At 73.0% G+C, this 15,644-nt stretch carries 14 protein-coding genes; 6 read left to right on the top strand and 8 right to left on the bottom strand.

Annotation, left to right across the window (positions count from 1 at the left end):
• Positions 1-103: 103 nt before the first annotated feature.
• The 4 genes from RAN62_RS17180 to RAN62_RS17165 form a co-directional block, all read right to left on the bottom strand.
• Positions 104-2,212, bottom strand: coding sequence for a DUF4153 domain-containing protein (locus RAN62_RS17180; protein ID WP_305785664.1), 2,109 nt, complete (start codon positions 2,210-2,212; stop codon positions 104-106).
• Between the two features lie 118 nt (positions 2,213-2,330).
• Positions 2,331-2,837, bottom strand: a complete 507-nt coding sequence (locus RAN62_RS17175; RefSeq protein WP_305785663.1) for an SRPBCC family protein — start codon at positions 2,835-2,837, stop codon at positions 2,331-2,333.
• 43 nt (positions 2,838-2,880) lie between these two features.
• Positions 2,881-3,738 carry a helix-turn-helix transcriptional regulator gene (locus RAN62_RS17170; RefSeq protein WP_305785662.1) on the bottom strand — a complete coding sequence of 286 codons (858 nt, stop codon included), beginning with the start codon at positions 3,736-3,738 and terminating at the stop codon, positions 2,881-2,883.
• Between the two features lie 17 nt (positions 3,739-3,755).
• The gene (locus RAN62_RS17165; protein WP_305785661.1) at positions 3,756-5,342 is read right to left on the bottom strand and encodes a methyl-accepting chemotaxis protein; all 1,587 of its coding nucleotides are present in this window, start codon (positions 5,340-5,342) and stop codon (positions 3,756-3,758) included.
• 160 nt (positions 5,343-5,502) lie between these two features.
• Between RAN62_RS17165 and RAN62_RS17160 the strand changes: the two genes are divergently transcribed.
• Positions 5,503-6,363 carry an NAD-dependent epimerase/dehydratase family protein gene (locus tag RAN62_RS17160; protein ID WP_305785660.1) on the top strand — a complete coding sequence of 287 codons (861 nt, stop codon included), beginning with the start codon at positions 5,503-5,505 and terminating at the stop codon, positions 6,361-6,363.
• Here RAN62_RS17160 and RAN62_RS17155 read toward each other — a convergent pair.
• Positions 6,335-7,504: an MFS transporter gene (locus tag RAN62_RS17155; protein ID WP_305785659.1), complete on the bottom strand. Its 1,170-nt coding sequence runs from the start codon at positions 7,502-7,504 to the stop codon at positions 6,335-6,337. The two genes, RAN62_RS17160 and RAN62_RS17155, sit on opposite strands and share 29 nt — an antisense overlap.
• Before the next feature lie 70 nt (positions 7,505-7,574).
• Between RAN62_RS17155 and RAN62_RS17150 the strand changes: the two genes are divergently transcribed.
• Entirely contained in the window at positions 7,575-8,501 is a 927-nt protein-coding gene (locus RAN62_RS17150) for an ATP-binding protein (protein ID WP_305785658.1), read from the top strand.
• A 232-nt stretch (positions 8,502-8,733) separates the two neighbouring features.
• Positions 8,734-10,140, top strand: a complete 1,407-nt coding sequence (locus tag RAN62_RS17145) for an FAD-dependent oxidoreductase (protein WP_305785657.1) — start codon at positions 8,734-8,736, stop codon at positions 10,138-10,140.
• Positions 10,141-10,190: 50 nt separating this feature from the next.
• Here RAN62_RS17145 and RAN62_RS17140 read toward each other — a convergent pair whose 3' ends face one another.
• The gene (locus tag RAN62_RS17140) at positions 10,191-10,652 is read right to left on the bottom strand and encodes a VOC family protein (protein WP_305785656.1); all 462 of its coding nucleotides are present in this window, start codon (positions 10,650-10,652) and stop codon (positions 10,191-10,193) included.
• A 132-nt stretch (positions 10,653-10,784) separates the two neighbouring features.
• On the opposite strand from RAN62_RS17140, the gene RAN62_RS17135 reads away from it, so the two are divergent.
• The 3 genes from RAN62_RS17135 (at position 10,785) to RAN62_RS17125 (ending at position 13,654) form a co-directional block, all read left to right on the top strand.
• On the top strand, positions 10,785-11,735 hold the full coding sequence (locus RAN62_RS17135; protein WP_305785655.1) for a helix-turn-helix transcriptional regulator: 951 nt from the start codon (positions 10,785-10,787) through the stop codon (positions 11,733-11,735).
• 48 nt (positions 11,736-11,783) lie between these two features.
• Positions 11,784-12,725, top strand: a complete 942-nt coding sequence (gene iolC / locus RAN62_RS17130; protein WP_305785654.1) for a 5-dehydro-2-deoxygluconokinase — start codon at positions 11,784-11,786, stop codon at positions 12,723-12,725.
• A 104-nt stretch (positions 12,726-12,829) separates the two neighbouring features.
• Positions 12,830-13,654, top strand: a complete 825-nt coding sequence (locus RAN62_RS17125) for an alpha/beta fold hydrolase (RefSeq protein WP_305785653.1) — start codon at positions 12,830-12,832, stop codon at positions 13,652-13,654.
• Here the strand turns inward: RAN62_RS17125 and RAN62_RS17120 are convergent.
• Both RAN62_RS17120 and RAN62_RS17115 read right to left on the bottom strand, forming a co-directional pair.
• Positions 13,641-14,855, bottom strand: coding sequence for an MFS transporter (locus RAN62_RS17120; protein ID WP_305785652.1), 1,215 nt, complete (start codon positions 14,853-14,855; stop codon positions 13,641-13,643). The two genes, RAN62_RS17125 and RAN62_RS17120, sit on opposite strands and share 14 nt — an antisense overlap.
• A 127-nt stretch (positions 14,856-14,982) precedes the next feature.
• Positions 14,983-15,612 carry a hypothetical protein gene (locus tag RAN62_RS17115; protein ID WP_305785651.1) on the bottom strand — a complete coding sequence of 210 codons (630 nt, stop codon included), beginning with the start codon at positions 15,610-15,612 and terminating at the stop codon, positions 14,983-14,985.
• Positions 15,613-15,644: the final 32 nt, after the last annotated feature.

Below are 15,644 nucleotides of genomic sequence, written 5' to 3'. Positions count from 1 at the left end.
CGGCGGGGGCGGGATCGGCTTGGTGGTGCTCCGGCGGGGGCGGCTTCGGCTTGGTGGTGCTCCGGCCGGGCCTTTGCGCCCGGACACCGGAGCACCACCATGCTCAGCGGCGCGTCTTGGGCAGGTCGAACTGGTCCGCGGCGCGGCAGTCCTTCTGCGTGCCGATCGCCGCCGGGCCCAGATCCTCGAGGGCCTGGCGGGCGCGCTGCCGGCCCAGGTTCCACGCGTACCAGGGATCGGGCTCCTTCAGGTCCTCGGCGATCCAGCTGAGCGTGCACCGGCGTACGGGATCGGGCAGCTTGGTCAGCGCCGGGGTCGCGTCGGCCGACAGCGCCCGCAGGTACCAGGCGTCGATCTTGCCCGAGCCCTCGTAGCGGGCCGCGTTGCGGCTGGCCACATAGCCCTCCGGGTCGAGGCCGGCCAGGCCCAGCAGCATCAGCACGGCGAGACCGACCGTGGCCGACGGGATCCAGCGGCCCTGCCACTTGACGCCGGCCGCCGCGATCATCACGAAGATGACGCCGAGCAGCAGCTCCGACGCCATGACGAAGATGCGCTCGCCGGTGAAGCTGTAGACCCGCTGGTACTCCCACATCCGCGACAGCGCGGACGCCACGATGACGACGCTCAGAGCACAGAGCAGCCCCAGGAGTACGCGCAGCAGCACGCGTTCCCCCGGCTGGTCCCGCTTCGCCCACCGGGCCAGGGCCGCGATCAGGGCCAGCGACAGCAGCGTGACCGCGACCAGTTGCCAGAAGCCGCTCCGGGCGTACTGGGAGTAGCTGAGCCCGGCCGTCTTCAGCACGTGCCGGCTGCCCCCGAACAGCACGGTGAACTGCACCGCCACGAACCCCGCGAAGAGCAGCACCAGGGCCGCGCCCGCCGGGGCCCACTCGAGCAGCCCGAACCGGCCCCGGCCCGGCTTGTCCAGACGGGAAGCCGCCGGGGGAGCGGTCAGCGTGTAGATGCCGGAGACGGCCAGCAGCGCCCCGGTCACGGCCAGGAAGACCCACTCGAAGACCGTGCCCGCGCCGAGATCGGGCACCGCGTCGTCGAGCAGCCGGGAGAACGCGACGTCGGCCGACGACAGCAGTGCGCCGAAGACGAGCAGCACCACGACGGTCAGCACGGCCGAGAAGACGACCCGCCCGGCGATCCCCGGGTTGCGCCCGGTCGCCAGGTGCTTGCGGACCCACGGGATGCCGGCGATCGCCGCCCACGGCGCCGCGAACAAGCTGAACAGGATCGACCGGACCTGCCGGCCGCCGACGATCGCCAGCGCGGTGCAGCCGATCGCCCCCAGCACGCTGAAGGTCACCAGCCACCACGCGTTGCGGAACGCCGGGACGAGCATCAGGGCGAGCGCCGCCGCGGCCCAGCCGGACCGGATCAGGCGCTCCCGGCGGGGCAGGTCCGCGGAGCGCCGGACCGCGAAGGCGACGCCCAGCGCCAGGGTCAGCCAGCCGAGGAACCAGCCGATGCCGACCCGGTTCAGCGGCAGGAAGACCAGGAAGCCGAGGGCGCCGGCGAGCACCCCGGCCGGGACGGCGCGGCCGCGGGCCGGCTTCGGGCCCGGCCAGTTCTTGGCGCGCCACCCCTGCCAGGGGGTGGGCTGGGGCTCGTACGGGCCGAAGGGGCGGGCCGGGGCGGGCGGGGTGCGCTGGGGCGGGGCCGCCGGGGGCTTGAGCGGTGGCGGCTTCGGGGCCGGCGTCTTGTCACCCGCCGGTTGGCCGGCCGGCGTCTTGTCACCCGGCGCCGGGCCGGCCGGTGCTTTGCCGGCCGGTGCTTTCGTGGCCGGCGCGTCGGTGGGCGGCGCCTTTGCGGCCGGCGCGGGGACCGGTGCGGCGACGGCCTCGGGAGCCGCCGGTGGGGTGACGGCCGGGGGAGCCGCCTGGGGGATGACGGCCGGGGAAGCCACCTGGGGTGCGGGCCGGGCCGCCGGCGCGGTGACCGCCGGCGCCGCTTCCGCCACGGGGACCATGGGCAGGAACACGGCGAATCCCCGCGTACCGGAGGGAATCCGGACCGGGATCGCCCAGGCCGTCTCCCCGTCGGCGCCCGGCCAGACCAGCGACGGCACCGCGTCGGTGGCCGGCACGACCAGCAGCTGGGGCGCCGGGGCCGGGCCGGCGGGAACGTCGGGGGCCGGGTCCGGCGGGACGGCCTGCGCCGCCGTCTCGGGACCGGTTTGCTTCGGTGGCAGCTCCGCCACGGTGCCTCCTGGGTTGGTCAGGTCGGCACACTGTAAAGGGTGCGCGCCACGCCAGGACGATCCCGTACCGCCGCGACCCTGGCCGGGGCCTGTGAGCAGGTGGTGATCCGCGCCCGGCTCATGCTCCGGCGGGATGAGCGGCGGCCTCGGTCGCGGCCACCATCCGGCCCAGTCCGGCCTGCATGTAGCGCTTCCACAGCGGGGCGAACGGTCCCGCGAGGATCAGGCGCCGCCCCGGGAGCGGCTTGAACTCGTACGTCCAGCGGATCAGCGTGCCCTCGCCGTCGGGCAGGAACGAGAACTCGCCGCGCACGCCCTCGGCCAGGTTCTTCAGCGCGTTGGTGAAGCCGGTCAGCTCGTACGCGAAGCCGTGCCCGGTCACGTACTCGGTGAGCTTCTCGGTGACCGTGCTGCCGTCGCTGAACCGAGGATGCCGGGAGACGCCGGCGTGGTCCCAGCTGTCGGTCTGGCCGGTGACGCTCGTGATGCCGGGGAAGAACCGGTCCGCCTTGAAGACGGTCGTCAGGTCGATCGGCGCCACGACGGCGAAGGCGAGATCGGGGGCGGCCGTGGTGCGGGCGAAGACGGTGATCGGGACGGTGACGTCGTGCGTGGTGATCAGCATGGGACGAGCATCGGACACCCGGGGCGGATCAGGCAGATCCCTGTCAGTACACACGCTCGGCCGCGCGGGGCCGGACCAGCCGCAGCCAGTCCAGCTTGGCCGCGCCGTCCGAGCCCGCCGCCGCGGTGTAGGTGACGATGCGCAGGTCGGCGCCGGGCACGGTGAGCACGTCGCAGTCGAGGGTCACGTCGCCGGCGTCCGGGTGGCCGATCGTCTTCTCGTCGCTGGTCAGCGTCGAGGCGCCGACCGTCGCCCACAGCCGCTCGAACTGCGGCGAGCTTTCCCGGAAGCCCGCCACCAGCGCCGCCAGCCGCACGTCGGCCGGGTAGCGGGCCGTGGCCTCCTTGAGGTCGGCGACGATCGTGGCCGCGAACGCCTCGGGGCCCGCCGACGAGCGCAGCGGCCGCAGATAGGCAGCCGCCGGCCCGGAGCCGAACAGCATGTGCCCGATGGTGCGCTCCCGCTCCGGGATCACGGCCGGATCACCGTGCAGGGCGATCCACATGTCGTTCCACCACAGCTGGCTCCAGTCCGCCGCGAAGATGCCGATCGGTACGTCGCCGAGCCGCGCCGCGAGCCGGGCGACACCCGGCGGCACGTGACCGTCCACCATGCCGTCCTGCGGCGGCAACAGCCCGGCCGCGCGGAACAGCTGATCCCGCTCCGAGCGGCGCAACTGCAGCGCCCGGGTGATCGCGGCCACCACCTGCGCCGACGGGTTCGTGGCGCGGCCCTGCTCGAGCCGCAGCACGTACTCGACCGACAGACCGGCGAGACCGGCCAGCTCCTCGCGCCGCAGGCCGGGGGCGCGGCTCTTGGCCGTCCGGGTGAAACCGGCGTCGGCCGGATCCAGCCGGTCACGCCACCGCCGCACCAGGGCACCGAAGGTCACCGCGCTCATCGGTGCATGATCGCACTCTAGAGCCGGAAGGCCGCTACCAGACCGCTGAGCTGGGTGGACATGCGGGCGAGTTCGGCGGTGGCCTGCTGGGTCTCCTGGATGCCCCGGCTGGTCTGGGCGGCGGACTCGGCGACGCCGACGATGTTCTGGGAGATCTCGTTGGTGCCCTGCGCGGCCTCGGCGACGCTGCGGTTCATCTCCGCCGTGGTGGCGGTCTGCTCCTCGACGGCGCTGGCGATCGTGGTCTGGAAGTCGCTGATCCGGGCGATGACCTGCGAGATCTCGTCGATCGCGGTGACCGCGCCGGTGGTGTCGGCCTGGATCGCCTCGATCCGGCGGGAGATGTCCTCGGTGGCCCGGGCGGTCTCCTGGGCGAGATCCTTGACCTCGGAGGCGACCACCGCGAAGCCCTTGCCCATCTCACCGGCCCGGGCGGCCTCGATCGTGGCGTTGAGGGCGAGCAGGTTGGTCTGTTCGGCGATCGAGGTGATGACCTTGATGACGTTGCCGATCTCCGCGGACGACTCGCCGAGCTGGTTCATGGTCGTCGACGTGCTGGCCGTGACGGCGACGGCCTCGGCGGCAACGCGGGCAGCCTCGGAGGCGTTCTGGGAGATCTCGCGGATCGACGCGCCCATCTGCTCGCCGCCCGCCGAGACCGTGCTGACGCTGCGCGAGATCTCGTCGGCCGCCGCCGAGACGGCCTGCGACTGCAGGGAGGCGCTCTGCGCGGAGTCGGCGATCTGCGTCGTCGTGCCGGTCATCTGCTCGGTCGCGCTGGCCAGCGACGACGCGGACTGGTCGATGGTCGTGACGGTCGAGCGCAGGGAGGCGACCGCGGTGTCCAGCGAGCGGCCCATCCGGCCCGGCTCGTCGCGCGAGGTGAGCCCGCTGGTCCGGGTCAGGTCCCCGGCGGCGAGCGCGTCGCACACCGCCTGCACGCTGCGCAACGACCGGACGATCTGCCGCGCGACCAGGACGGCCAGCGTGAGGGCCAGGGCCAGGCCCACGGCGAGCACGATCAGCGACAGGGTCAGCCCGCTGGTGTAGACGGACCTGGCGTTGGCGGCGTTCGCGTTGGCGTCGTCCCGCTCGGCCAGGTCGAGGGCGACCAGGTCGGCGTTGACCCGCTTGACCAGCGGCGTCGCCTCGTCGTCACGGACGGCCGACCAGTCGTCGAGGTTGTTGGCCGTACCCAGGGCCAGCAGTTTGTCCTTGGCCACGGACGCGTAGGACTGCCAGCTCGTCGCCAGGTCCTCGATCTTCGCCGCGTCGCCGGCCGGCCCGCTGGCCCGGTACTCCTCGAGCGCGCTGTCGAACGAGACGAGGTCCGCGTTGAAGGAGTTCGCGAAGCCGACGGCCGCGTTCTGGTCGGGCGACAGGGCCTGGTTGGCCGAGTCCACCTGTGCCTGCAGCGCCGCCGCCCGCAGCGCGGCCAGCGCCCGCAGGCTGGCCACGTTGTCGGCGGAGATCGCCGCCGCGGCGTCGCTGGCCTGCTTGAGCCCGAGGATCCCGGTCCCGCCCACGACGATCGCGACCAGTGCCGCGAGCCCGACGGCGCCCAGCACCTTGACGTTGACGCTGAGGTTCGCGAGGCCTCTCACCGGTGTTCTGTCCCTTCGCCGTCTCCCCTGCCCCTCACTATCGACGGCGGAAACGGACGACGGGCCGGAATTGATCACCTCGCATGTCCGGCCGGACGGGCGGGGCCCGGCTTCTTCTGCGAGGCTGCGGGGAGATCCGCGAACCGAGGGAGTACGGGCAATGCCGAGAGTGATCGTGACGGGCGGGGCCGGCAAGCTGGGCCGGGCGGTGGTGACGGAGCTGATCTCGTCCGGATGGCAGGTCGTCGTCCTCGACAAGGTGCGGCCGCCGCATCCGGAGGCGGTGTTCGTCCCCGTGGACCTGACCGACTACGGGCAGGTGCTCGACGCCACGCACGGCGTCGAGGAGCGCTACGACACGGTGGACGCCCTGGTGCACCTGGCGGCGATCCCCGCCCCGGGCGTCGTGCCCGACCAGGCCACCTTCGCCAACAACATGAACAGCACGTTCCACGTCGTCACGGCCGCCCGGCGGACCGGCGTACGCACCATCGTGTGGGCGTCCAGCGAGACCGTGCTCGGGCTGCCCTTCGACACCCCTCCGCCCTACATCCCGGTCGACGAGGACTACCCGCCGCGCCCCGAGTCCACGTACTCGCTGGTGAAGACCCTCGAGGAGCGCATGGCCGCCGAGCTGTGCCGGTGGGACCCGCAGCTCAAGATGATCGGCCTGCGCTTCTCGAACGTCATGGAGCCGGAGGACTACGCGGCCTTCCCGTCCTTCGACGCCGACGCGCGGCTGCGCAAGTGGAACCTCTGGGGCTACATCGACGCGCGCGACGGCGCCCAAGCGGTCCGGCTGGCGCTGGAGAGCACCGCGACCGGCATGGAGGTCTACATCATCGCGAACGCGGACACGGTCATGTCGCGGCCGAACGCCGAACTGGTCGCCGAGGTGTTCCCGGGCGTCGAGATCCGGGGCGAACTGGGGCAGAACGACACCCTGCTGTCGATCGCCAAGGCCCGGGCCCAGCTCGGCTACGAACCCCGCTTCAGCTGGCGCGACCAGGTGCCGCGATGACCCGGCCCGCGTAGGCGCGGTCGAGGACGGTGAGGGCCAGGGCGGCCGCCACGAGCACGCCGCCGATCAGGGCGGTGGCCCGCAGGCCGCCCGGGCCCAGCACCAGGCCGCCGAGCGCGGCGCCCCCGGCGATGCCGAGGTTGAAGGCCGCGGAGGTGCCCGCCGACGCCAGGTCGGAATTGCCCGGCGCGACCTCCAGCACGCGGGCCGTCAGGGCCGGGCTCATCGCGCCGAGGGCGAACCCGGAAAGCGCCAGCAGGGTGGCCGTGGCGACCCGGGACGGGCCGAGGACCCCGAGCCCGAGCAGCGACACCAGCGTCAGCGCGACGGACCCGATCAGCACCAGGTGCGGCCGGCGGTCGACGAGCATCCCGCCCACGATCACCCCGGCCAGGTCCACCACGCCGCGCAGCAGGAGCACGGCGCTCACGGCGGACTCGGGGAACTTCGCGACGTCGGTGAGGAAGGGCGTCGTGTACGTGAAGGCCGCGTAGATGCCGCCGACGACGAGAACTGTCAGGACGACGAGCAGGACGTAGCGGCGTGTGCTCGGTGCCGTGCCGGTGGCCGCGTGGCCCTCGCCGACCGGGAGGGAGGGCATCAGCGCGACGACGAGCACCAGGGCGAGCAGGCCCAGCCCGGCCAGCGCGAAGAACGCGGACCGCCACCCCGCCTGCTGGCCCAGCCACGTGCCGGCCGGCACGCCGAGCATGGGGGCCAGGGCGGAGCCGCTGAAGACCGTCGCCGCGGCGCGGCCCCGGACCTCGACGGAGAAGAGGCTCGCCGCGGCGGGCCCGACGACGGCCCAGAAGACGGACTGGCTGAGGGCCACCGCCACGCGGGCGCCCAGGAGAAGCTCGAAGGTGGCCGCCCAGGCGGAAGCGCCGGTGGCGACGACGAAGACGGCGAGCAGCACCGCCATGAGTCGCCGGCGCGGCACCTTGCGGGTGAGGTGGGCGAGCGGCACGGACATCAGGGCGACCGTGAGGCCGTACCCGGTGACCAGCAGCCCGGCGCCGGGCAGCGAGATGCCGAAGTCGCCGGCGATCAGCGGGAGCAGCCCCACCGGGAGCGTCTCCATGGCGACGAAGCAGAACGCGCCGACCGCCATCGCGATCAAGGCGCCGATCGATCTTCTCATCCGGGTCATTACCTCATCTCCGGGCGTGCCGCGCTTGCCCGGGCGGCGGGCTGCCACTACCTTCTCGGAAATGAAAATCGCTTTCACTGGCAAGGGTGGCAGTGGCAAGAGCACCGTGGCCGCGCTGTTCACCGGGCACCTGCGGGCGGCGGGGCACCGGGTGCTCGCGATCGACGCCGACGTCAACGTGCACCTGGCGCCGCTGCTCGGCGTGACCGCGACAGCCGGCGCCGCCCTGTCGCATCCGGACAACACCGCGGCGGTGCGCCGGCACCTGCTCGGGTCGAACACGCTGATCGGCGGGGTGGACCGGTTCGTGGCCACCACGCCGCCCGGCCCCGGCTCCCGGACGGTCACCCTCGACCCGGGCGACCCGGTGCTCGCCGCGCACGCCGCCGCCCTCGACGAGCGGACGCACGTCATGCATGTCGGCACGTACGAGCCGGAGCACATCGGCGGCGGCTGCTACCACGGTCACCTGGCGATCCTGGAGAACCTGCTGTCGCACCTCGAGACGGCGGAAGGCGACTGGGTGGTGTGCGACATGGTGGCCGGGACGGACGCGTTCGCCAACTCGCTGCATGCCCAGTTCGACGCGATCGCCGTCGTCGTGGAGCCGACCCCGGAGTCGGTGTCCGTGGCGCGCCGCTATCGGGAGCTGGCGGGCGCGGCGGGCATCGCCGACCTGGTCGCCTTCGTGGGGAACAAGACGGCCGACGACGTGGACCTCGACTATCTGCGGCGGGAGCTGGGGGCCGAGCCGGTGGCCGTACTCCCGCTGCAGGCCGGGTTGCGCCGGGCCCGGCAGGCGGGCAAGCGGCCGGCACTCACCGACCTGGACGACGCCGCGCCGCTGAGGCTGCTTGCCGGGCATGTGCGGCCGGTGGCGGCCGGGCGGCGCGCGGACCGCCTGCGCGAGCTGCACATTCGGCTCGCCCAGAAGCAGTGGGTACGCAGCCGGCACGGCGACGTTACCGATCAGCTGACGCTGAGGTAAGGCTTGCCTGTGTTTAAGGTCACGTGCCGCCGCCCGGGTGGTCGCGGTCAAATGCACTCTGACCTGCGGGTTTACCTTCTGTTGATCTCTGCGGCGGCCGGTCGGGACATTTGATGTCAACCTAGGTTCAAGTTCTACCGTGGGGGTTGCTCGAGCGATCTTGGCCCTCGTGCCGGGTTCGGCGAGTCTCGACCGTGGCCCGAGGGCCGGACCCAGAGTGAGGAACGCACCCATGAGTCGCCCCCTGCGGGTAGCCGTCATCGGCGCCGGACCGGCCGGCATCTACGCCGCCGACCACCTGATCAAGGCCGACGAGACGGTCACCGTCGACATCCTCGACAAGCTGCCCACCCCGTACGGGCTGATCCGCTACGGCGTCGCCCCGGACCACCCGCGGATCAAGGAGATCATCAACGCGCTGCACCGCGTGATGAGCAACCCGCGCATCCGGTTCATCGGCAACGTCGCGTACGGCACCGACCTCAAGCCCGAGGAGCTGCGCCGCTTCTACGACGCGACGATCATCGCGACCGGCGCCGAGAAGGACCGCGAGCTGGCCATCCCGGGCATCGACCTGCCCGGCAGCTACGGCGCCGCGGACTTCGCCTCCTGGTACAACGGGCACCCCGACGTCTCCCGCGACTGGCCGCTGACCGCCACCAAGGTCGCCGTGATCGGCGCCGGCAACGTGGCCGTCGACGTGGCCCGCATCCTCGCCAAGACGGCCGACGAGCTGCTCGAGACCGAGATCCCGGACAACGTCTACCAGCACCTCAAGCGCAGCCCGGTCACCGACGTCCACGTCTTCTCGCGGCGCGGACCGGCGCAGGTCAAGTTCACCCCGCAGGAGCTGCGTGAGCTCGACCACTCGCCCAACGTCGACGTCATCGTGCACCCCGAGGGCATCGAGTTCGACGAGGGCAGCCTCGAGATGATGCGCCAGACCCGGCACGTCAAGATGTGCGTGGACATCCTGCAGAACTGGGCCGTCCGCGACCCGCGCGAGGACCGCCCCCGCCGCCTGCACCTGCACTTCCTGCAGGCGCCGGTCGAGGTGCTCGGCACGGACAAGGTCGAGGGTCTGCGCACCGAGACGCAGGAGCTCACCGGCGACGGCTGGGTCCGGGGCACCGGCGAGTTCACCGACTGGGACGTGCAGGCCGTCTACCGCGCGGTCGGCTATCTCAGCACCGCGCTGCCGGACCTGCCCTTCGACACCAAGACCGGCACGATCCCGCACGACGCCGGCCGCATCCTCGACCTCGACGGCGAGCACATCCCCGGCATGTACGTCACCGGCTGGATCAAGCGCGGCCCGGTCGGCCTCATCGGCCACACCAAGGGCGACGCCGGCGAGACGGTCACGAGCCTCCTCGCCGACGCCGAGTCGCTGCCCGCGGCCACCGCGACCGACCCGGCCGACGTGCTCGCCTTCTTCGAGCAGCGCGGCCTCACGTACACCACGTGGGAGGGCTGGCAGCGGCTCGACGCCCACGAGATCTCGCTCGGCGAGCCGCACAGCCGCAAGCGCGTCAAGGTCGTCGCCCGCGAGGAGATGGTGACCATCTCCAACACGTCGGTCCGCCCGGACGGCGAGGTCGTCACCACTACGGAGACGGTTCCGCTCAGCGAGGTCTGATCTCCTTCCCCGTACGGCCGGCCGGGCGCTGCCCCGGCCGGCCGTTTCGGTCAGTCCAGGCAGAACTCGTTGCCCTCGGGGTCGGCCAGCACGATGAAGCCGAAGCTCAGCGGGGGCTCGGGCTCCTCGCGGCGCAGCCGCTTCGCGCCGAGCGCCACGAGCCGGTCGCACTCGGCCTCGAGGGCGGCCATCCGGTCGTCGCCGCGCAGGCCCGGGGCGGCGCGGACGTCGAGGTGCAGACGGTTCTTGACCACCTTGTCCTCCGGGACCTGCTGGAAGAACAGACGCGGGCCGCGCCCGTCCGGATCCTCCAGCGCCGAGCGGGTGTTGCGGTGTTCGGCCGGGACGCCGTTGCGGTCGAGGAAGTCCTCCCACGCGGCGAGGGGGTCGGCGCCCGGGGGCAGGTCGACGCCGGGCGGCCCCGGGTGGGCGTATCCCAGGGCATCTCGCCAGAAGATCGAGAGCGCCTGCGGGTCGTGGCAGTCGAAGGTGATCTGGAATTCCTTGCTCACCGGTCGTTCCTCCTCGGGTAGAGGTCGCGCAGCAGGCAGACCTCGGACAGATGATGAATCAGCTCGCGGTGGATGTGTATTCGGCCATCGTCGCAGCCGAGGCGGACAGGATCGGTCCGCTACGGTCGCGGGATGGACGAACGAGGGACGACCGAACGCGTCCTCACGTTGCTCGGCCTCCTGCAGCAGCGGCGCGTGTGGAGCGGGCCGGAGCTCGCCGCGCGGCTCGGCGTCACCGCGCGGACCGTGCGCCGGGACGTCGGGCGGCTGCGGGCGCTGGGCTATCCGGTGCGGGCGGGCCAGGGCACCGGGGGCGGCTATCAGCTGGGGCCGGGGCAGGATCTGCCGCCGCTGCTCTTCGACGACGAGGAGGCGATCGCCACGGCGGCGGCCCTGCTCGCCGGGGCCGGCGGTCAGGTGGCGGGGGCCGGGGACGCCGCGCTGCGGGCGCTGACGAAGCTCGACCGGGTGCTGCCCGCGCGGCTGCGGCCGGATGTGCGGGCGCTGTCCGGGGCGGTGGAGTCGTTCGGGGCGGACGGGCGGACACCGGTGGGGCCGGATGTGCTGCTGACGCTGGCGCGGGCGTGCCGGGACGAGGTCGAGGTGGGTTTCGAGTACGTCGGCCGCGGCCCGCGGCACGTGGAGCCGCATCGGCTGGTGGCTTCCGAGCGGCGGTGGTACCTGTTCGCGTACGACCTGGATCGGCTCGACTGGCGCAGCTTCCGCGCCGACCGGATGAGCGAGGTGACGGTGGGCAGCCGCCACTTCCGGCCGCGTCCCGGCCCCGACCCGGTGGCGTACGTGCAGGAGAGCGTGGCGAGTCGTGCGTACCGGCACCAGGCGCGGTTCGTGGTGCACGCGCCGCCGGAGGTGGTCCGCGCGCAGATCCCGGCGTCGGCGGCGGTGGTCCGGCCGCGCCCGGACGGTGAGTGCGAGGTGCTCAGCGGAGGCGGCGATCTCGACTTCGTGCTCATGCACATGGTGCTGCTCGGACATGACTTCACCGTGGTCGACCCGCCGGAGCTGGCTGAGCGTTGCCGCGTCCTCGCCGACCGCCTCCGAGCCGCTGACCCAGGATCCTAGGACGGACCAGCGGTGGTGACGGGGGCGATCGGCGGGCAGGGTGGGGTGGTGACGGATTTCGATGTTCTGACGATGGGGCGGATCGGGGTCGACATCTATCCGCGGGAGATCGGGGTGTCGCTGCGGGAGGTGGCGACGTTCGGGAAGTTTCTCGGGGGCAGCGCGACGAACGTTGCGGTTGCGGCGGCTCGGCACGGGCGGCGGGCGGCGGTGATCACGCGGACCGGGGCCGATCCGTTCGGGGAGTTCCTGCATGACGCGCTGCGCGGCTTCGGGGTGGACGACCGGTATGTGAGTGCGGTGCCCGGGCTGCCGACGCCGGTGACCTTCTGCGAGATATTTCCGCCGGACGATTTTCCGTTGTACTTCTACCGGTTTCCGAAGGCGCCCGACCTCGAGATGCGGCCCGAGGAGCTGGACTTCGACGCGATCCGGGCGGCGCGGGTCTTCTGGGTGACGGTGACCGGGCTGAGCCAGGAGCCCAGCCGCAGCGCGACGCTGGAGGCGCTGGAGGCGCGAGGGCGCGGCGGGGTGACCGTACTGGATCTGGACTATCGCCCGATGTTCTGGTCGTCGCGGGAGGAGGCGCGCGCGTGGGTCGAGCGGGCGCTGCCGCTGGCCACGGTGGTGGTGGGCAACCAGGACGAGTGGGCGACCGCCGTGGCGGACACGGCGCCGGACGTGGCGGCGCGGCTGACCGTGGATCGGGGTGCCGGCCTGGCGATCGTGAAGCTCGGGCCGCGCGGGGTGCTCGGGGTGACGGACACTTCGACCGTGGAGGTGCCGCCCGTACCCGTGGAAGTGGTCAACGGGCTCGGGGCCGGTGACGCCTTCGGGGGTGCTCTGTGTCACGCGCTGCTGGCCGGATGGGGGTTGGAGCGGACGCTGCGCTTCGGCAACGCGGCCGGGGCGATCGTGGCTGGGCAGGTCTCCTGCTCCGACGCCATGCCGAGCACCGCGGAGGTGGACCGTAAGCTCGCCGAGCGGTGACCTGTCAAGTTCGTGGGGGGCGGTCGCGTCGTACGGGCAGATGTGCCTGTTGTTCACCGCCGCGAGGTGGTCGCGGGGCGCCGGGGCGGCGTAGCTTCCGGCTCATGCCTTACATCACCACTTCCGACGGCACCGAGATCTTCTACAAGGACTGGGGCACCGGTCAGCCGATCGTCTTCAGCCACGGCTGGCCGCTGTCGGCCGACGACTGGGACACGCAGCTGCTGTTCTTCCTGCAGCACGGCTACCGGGTCATCGCCCACGACCGCCGCGGGCACGGCCGCTCCGCGCAGGTCTCCGACGGCCACGACATGGACCACTACGCGGACGACCTGGCCGCCCTGACCGCCCACCTCGACCTGCACGACGCGATCCACGTCGGACACTCGACGGGCGGCGGCGAGGTCGCGCACTACATCGCCCGGCACGGCGAGGAGCGGGTCGCCAAGGCCGTGCTCATCAGCGCCGTCCCGCCGATCATGGTGCAGACCGAGGCCAACCCGGGCGGCCTGCCCAAGAGCGTCTTCGACGGCCTGCAGGAGCAGACGGCGACGAACCGGTCGGCGTTCTACCGCGACCTGGCCGCGACCGCGTTCTACGGCTTCAACCGCGACGGCGTCGAGCCCGTCGAGGCGATCATCCAGAACTGGTGGCGCCAGGGCATGATGGGCAGCGCGAAGGCCCACTACGACGGCATCGTCGCGTTCTCGCAGACCGACTTCACCGAGGACCTGAAGAAGATCACCGTCCCGGTGCTGGTCATGCACGGCGACGACGACCAGGTCGTGCCCTACGACGACTCGGCCCCGCTGACGGCGAAGCTGCTGCAGAACGGCACGCTGAAGACCTACCCGGGCTTCCCGCACGGCATGCCGACCACGCAGGCCGCGACCATCAACGCCGACCTGCTGGCCTTCATCCAGTCCTGAGCTCCCCCGGGGCCGCCGCCTCACCGGCGGCCCCCGCAGCGCCCGGCGGCGGGGCGGCGAGGCGCAGGGCGGTGGCGCTGGCCGCGACGACGAGGGCGAGGGCGACCGGGATCCAGAGGGCGGCGGTCAGGCCGGCCACGGTTGCCGCGGCGCCGATGACGATCGGGCCCAGCAGGAAGCCGAGGTAGCCGATGCTGACCACGGTGGACAGCGCGCGGCCGGCGCGGCGGGGGTCACGGTTGCCGGCGGCGGAGTAGACCTGCGGGGCGATGCCCGAGAGCCCGGCGCCGAGCAGTCCCCAGCCGGCGATGCCCGCGGCGGGGCTGGCGATCAGCAGGGCGAGGGCCAGGCCGGCGGCGGCCACGGTGCCTCCGGCGCGTACCACGGTGACGGGCCCCCACGCGCGGACCAGGCGGTCGCCGGCGAGGCGCCCGGCCGTCATCATGATCGCGAAGGCGGCGTAGCCGTAGGCCGCGGCGCCCGCGCTGGTGCCCAGCTCGTCGCGCAGGTGCACGGCGCTCCAGTCGGCCGCGGCGCCCTCGCCGACCAGCGTGCACAACACCAGGAAACCCAGGAACATCAGCAGGGACGAGCGGCGGCCGCCGGCTTCCGGGGCGGCGACTGCGGCATCGCGTACGGCCGGCGCGCGCAGCACCCACGCGGCAGTCCACCCGGCGAGGGCGAGCACGACCGCTCCCACCACGAGGAACGTGACCGCCGCGCCGGCGTCGGCCGCGGCGAACGCCCCGCCGGTGATCGCGCCCAGGAAGCCGCCGATGCTGTAGATCGCGTGGAACGACGACATGATCGGGCTGCCCCAGGCGCGCTGCACCTCGATGGCGTTGGCGTTCATGGCGATGTTGAGCGTGCCGTGCACCGCGCCGAAGAGGAAGAGGGCCGCGGCCAGCGTGGCCAGGTTCCGGGCCAGCCCCGGGGGTACGAGCAGCAGCCCCTCGAGCAGCGCGGCCGGGACCAGCACCCGGGTGCTGCCGAAGCGGTCGGTGAGCCGCCCGAGCACCGCCATGCCGACGATGCAGCCGGCGGCGAAGGCGAGCAGGGCGACGCTGAGCCGGCCGTCGCCGAGGCCGAGCCGCTGCTTGACGGCGGGAATCCGGGCCGTCCAGGTGCCGAGCGCCGCCCCGAAGAGCAGGAACGCCAGCGACGTGGCGACCCGTCCGCGCCGGACCGCCGTGAGTTCCACGCGGTCACGCTATCGACAGTGGACGGTGTGCCGCCAGCGCTGCCGGTTCCGGAACCGGCAGCGGGTCGCGTGATTCGCTGAGCCGGCGGCGGCGGGTCGCAAGGGTTCCCGAGCCGGCGGCGGCGGGTCACATGAGGGACAGGGAGCTGACGGCGGCCTTGCGGGAGGCCGTGGTGGCGAAGGCGTCGCCCTCGTCGGCGGACACCTCGACCCACACCCAGCCCGACTCGAGGACGAAGGTCGTGGTGGCCGTGCCGTTGCCGGCGCAGCTGACGGCGTAGCCGACGCCGTCCGGCGGGTCGGGCAGCGGCGTGGTGCAGGTGCCGGTGCGTTGCATCGCGGCTTCGAGGAGCTTCTCGGGTGTGTCGGTCGCGGGGTCGGTGCGGTGCAGGGCGATGCGCAGCTGGGCGGCCGGTTTCACGGAGCGGGCGGCGCAGGTGCGCACGGCGGTGGCCGGCTCGGTCGTGTCGTCGGCCAGGCGCCATGGGACGCCGGTCGCCGTGGCGAGCGCCTTGACCACGTCGGGGCAGGGCTTGGCGGCCGGCTCCACGTAGTCGGCCGGCGTGCTCGGGTCGGCGGGCGCGGGCGCCGAGGTGGGCACCGACGCCGGGGCCGACGACAGTGGCGGGGGCGACGCCGGGGCGGAGGAGGCGGGCGGGGACGTGACCGGCGGCGCCGGCTGGGCGGCCGGGGTGTCGGGGGAGCTGCACGCCGCCACCATGGCCGTCGCTGTCAGGAGTGCCGCGTATCTGGTCATCGCGGGCAGGCTATCCGAACCCATGATCAGCC

Source organism: Symbioplanes lichenis, from assembly GCF_030709675.1.
GTDB lineage: Bacteria > Actinomycetota > Actinomycetes > Mycobacteriales > Micromonosporaceae > Actinoplanes > Actinoplanes lichenis.
This window is presented reverse-complemented; position numbering and strand designations above follow the sequence as displayed.